Here is a 3,108-nt window from a genome sequence, read left to right as displayed (position 1 = left end):
GGTGCACACCCGTGAGCATCTGGAGGCGGTGGCCGTCCAGCTCAACGGGCGCCCACGCAAAACGCTCGGCTGGGATACCCCAGCCGAGCGTCTGGCTAAGCTACTCGAATCAAGCAACTGACCTCACGTGTTGCGACGATCCCTAGAATCCGCCTTCCCCGAACGGCCCTTCCACACGGTTCCACGACGCCCGTCGTGTGATCACTTCAGGTGACCGTCACCGGTGACCACGTACTTGGTCGATGTCATTTCGGTGAGACCCATCGGACCCCTGGAGTGCAGTTTCTGGGTGGAAATACCGATTTCCGCGCCGAACCCGAACTCGCCACCGTCGGTGAAACGGGTGGAGGCGTTCACCATCACCGCGGCCGAGTCCACCCGGGCCACGAAGTACCGGGAGGTGGCGAGCGAATCGGTGATGATCGCCTCGGTGTGCTGGGTGGAGTACTCACGAATGTGCGCCAACGCCGCGTCGACGTCGGGCACCACCCGTACGGCCAGGTCCATGTCCAGGTACTCGGTCGCCCAGTCCTCCTCCGTCGCCTCGACCACGGTGGCCTCGGTCGGGTGGGCCGCGGCGATCTCCAGTACCCGGGGGTCGCCGTGCACGGTCACACCGGCCGCGGCGAGGGACTCCAGCACCCGTGGCACGAACGCCTCGGCGACCGCCTCGTGCACCAGGAGCGTCTCAGCGGAGTTGCACACCGAGCAGCGCTGCGCCTTGGCGTTGGTGGCGATGGCCACCGCCTTGTCCAGGTCGGCGTCGGCGTCCACGTACACGTGGCACAGACCCTCACCGGTCTCGATCACCGGAACGGTGGAGTCGCGCACCACGGCCTGGATGAGCGAGCCACCGCCGCGTGGGATGAGTACGTCGACCAGGCCGCGCGCACGCATCAGCGCGGTCGAGGACTCACGGGTGCGCCCGGGGACGAGCTGGATCGCGTCGACCGGCACCTCGGTGCCCTCCAGTGCGTCCCGCAGCACCCGCGCGATGGCGGTGTTGGAGTTGTAGGCCGAGGACGACCCCCGCAGCAGCGCGGCGTTCCCACTCTTCAGGCACAGCGCGGCCGCGTCGACGGTGACGTTGGGTCTGCCCTCGTAGATGATCCCGATGACGCCCAGTGGCACTCGGATCTGCCGCAGGTCCAGACCGTTGGGGAGCACGCCCCCGCGTACCGACTCGCCCACCGGGTCCGGCAGATCGACGATCTCGCGCACGGCGTCGGCGATGGCCTCGATCCGCCGTGGGGTGAGGGTGAGCCGGTCGATCATGGCCGGGCTCGTGCCCTCGGAGCGGGCGTGTTCGACGTCCTCGGCGTTGGCGGCCGTGATCTCGTCGGCCCGTTTGACCAGGGCGTCGGCGATCGCGTTCAGGGCGGCGTCCTTGGTCGCCCGGCTGAGCGTGGCGAGGTCGACGGCCGCGTCCTTGCCGCGTCGGGCCACATCGTGGACCTCGCGCTCGATGTCACTGCTGACTGTCATCTCTGGTTCTGGCTTCCTTGCTCGGGAGGCCGCCCCGGCCGGTGGCGCCTGCGGCATCGAAGAGCACCGCCGCCGGGGGGATTCCTCCCAGCGTATAGCGCCCTGGCGACCACCGCGGGAGTTGTCCACAGGCCGAGACGTTCCCGAGGTCGGAAGGGGTCAGCGCCAGCCGTAGCGGTCGCGCAGGACGGCGGCGACCTTCCAGAAGATGTCCTCGTTCATCACGGCGGCCTCGCGTCGGATGTCGCCCTCGTCGAACTCGAAGAGGCGGTCGACCCGCAGGTAGGAGTCGCGTTCCTCACGGTCCCACGGGCCGGAGCCGATGGGCAGCCAGTCCTGGCGCTCGTGGTCGTCGGGCCGTTGGGAGGACAGCATCAGGCCGTGCAGGTGGCGGCCCTTGCGCCCGACCACCAACATGGGCCGGTCCTTGCCCTGGCTCGCGTCCTCCTCGAAGGGCACCCAGGTCCACACGATCTCGCCGGCGTCGGCGAGACCGTCCTTCTCCGGGGCGTAGACGAGCTTGGTGGCGTTGCGGCCGGTCGGGATCTCGCGGACGGCGCCCTCGTGCGGGTGGGAGTCGCCGTGTTGTGTCGTCTGTTGGGTCACGCACCGCATCTTAGAGGCGTCCGGGGACGACCGTGGTCGCTCGGGGGTACCCGGCGCCGACAGGGCACGCGGTGCACGGATACCGTGACCGGCCTCGGTCGTTCCACCGGTCCGGGTCGTAGTGTCAACGCCATGGACTCGGCCCGCCCCCGGAGCTCGACACCTCCCAAAGGCTCGACCGGGACGGGCCCACTACGAAGAGCAGCACGGAGAAGCACGCATGAGCAAGGGAACGATCCTGATCACCGGGGCCTCGGCGGGCCTGGGCGCGGAGATGGCACGCCGGTTCGCCTCCCTCGGCTACGACCTGGGCCTGTGCGCCCGGCGCACGGAGAAGATGGCCGCCCTCAAGCACGAGATCTCGGCCGCCCACCCCGACCGCCGGGTGGTGCTCAAGGCCCTGGACGTCACCGACGACGAGGCCGTCTTCCGGGTCTTCGGGGAGTTCACGGCCGAGTTCGGCACGGTGGACCGGGTCATCGTCAACGCGGGACTGGGCAAGGGCGCCGCGCTCGGCAAGGGCCGCTACGACGCCAACCGACAGACCGCCATGACCAACTTCGTGGGGGCCCTGGCCCAGTCGGAGGCGGCGATGGAGATCTTCCGCGAGCAGGGCCGCGGCCACCTGGTGTTGATCTCCTCGATGTCGGCCCTGCGCGGCATGCGCAAGGCCATGACCGTCTACGCCGCCACCAAGGCGGGTGTGGCCGCCATCGCCGAGGGTCTGCGCTCCGAGCGCGTCCCCGGTCTGGACGTGTCGGTGATCTACCCGGGCTACATCCGCTCGGAGATGAACGAGCACGTTCGGCAAAAGACCCGATTCATGGTGGAGACCGAGGTGGGCGTACGTTCCATGGTGGCCGCCATCGAGAAGCGCAAGGTCAAGGCCTACGTCCCCGCGTGGCCATGGGTGCCGATCGGTTTCCTGATGAAGCGCCTGCCCCTTTCCGTGGTCAGGAGGTTGTCCTGAGCGACGCCCACGACACCCCGCCCACCGAACGCGTCCCCCGGAGACGT

The 3,108-nt window shown here is 69.1% G+C and carries 3 protein-coding genes; 1 reads left to right on the top strand and 2 read right to left on the bottom strand.

The window, feature by feature from the left end; genetic code table 11:
* Positions 1-201: 201 nt before the first annotated feature.
* Positions 202-1,485 carry a glutamate-5-semialdehyde dehydrogenase gene (locus K8V84_RS09805; RefSeq protein WP_304073333.1) on the bottom strand — a complete coding sequence of 428 codons (1,284 nt, stop codon included), beginning with the start codon at positions 1,483-1,485 and terminating at the stop codon, positions 202-204.
* A 159-nt stretch (positions 1,486-1,644) separates the two neighbouring features.
* Entirely contained in the window at positions 1,645-2,091 is a 447-nt protein-coding gene (locus K8V84_RS09800) for a type II toxin-antitoxin system PemK/MazF family toxin (protein ID WP_304073330.1), read from the bottom strand.
* A 220-nt stretch (positions 2,092-2,311) separates the two neighbouring features.
* Between K8V84_RS09800 and K8V84_RS09795 the strand changes: the two genes are divergently transcribed.
* A complete protein-coding gene (locus K8V84_RS09795; RefSeq protein ID WP_304073327.1) occupies positions 2,312-3,061 on the top strand; it encodes an SDR family oxidoreductase in 750 nt (249 codons plus the stop codon).
* Positions 3,062-3,108: the final 47 nt, after the last annotated feature.

It is taken from the genome of Nocardiopsis listeri, from assembly GCF_020741345.1.
GTDB classification, from domain to species: domain Bacteria; phylum Actinomycetota; class Actinomycetes; order Streptosporangiales; family Streptosporangiaceae; genus Nocardiopsis; species Nocardiopsis listeri_A.
This window is presented reverse-complemented; position numbering and strand designations above follow the sequence as displayed.